This window comes from Pseudomonas mosselii (genome assembly GCF_005796105.1).
Taxonomy (GTDB): domain Bacteria; phylum Pseudomonadota; class Gammaproteobacteria; order Pseudomonadales; family Pseudomonadaceae; genus Aquipseudomonas; species Aquipseudomonas mosselii_C.
Genome location: NZ_VAUO01000063.1, coordinates 1 through 307, shown reverse-complemented (window position 1 = coordinate 307; position 307 = coordinate 1). Strand labels below are relative to the sequence as shown.

At 64.5% G+C, this 307-nt stretch carries 1 protein-coding gene; it reads left to right on the top strand.

Annotation, left to right across the window (positions count from 1 at the left end; genetic code table 11):
* On the top strand, positions 1-307 hold a 307-nt coding region (locus FEM01_RS24080; RefSeq protein ID WP_138221898.1), incomplete at both ends, for a hypothetical protein.

Sequence of the window (307 nt, the reverse complement as noted above, 5' to 3'; positions counted from 1 at the left end):
CTTCACCTACACGATCAAGGACGCCGACGGCGATACCAGCACGGCCACCTTGACGCTCGACATCAAGAACCTCGACGACCCGGTCAAGCTCTGTGGCCTGGATGTCGAGGGCGGTGAAGTGACGGTGTACGAAAAACACCTGGGCGACGGCAGTGCACCGAACACCGGCGCGCTGACCCAAGGCGGCACCTTCACCGTCAGTGCCCCGGATGGCTTGCAGACCCTGACCGTGGGCGGCATTGCGGTAGTCAGCGGTGGGGTAGCGGCGGGCTTCCCGCAGTCGGTCACCACGCCTTTGGGCAACACT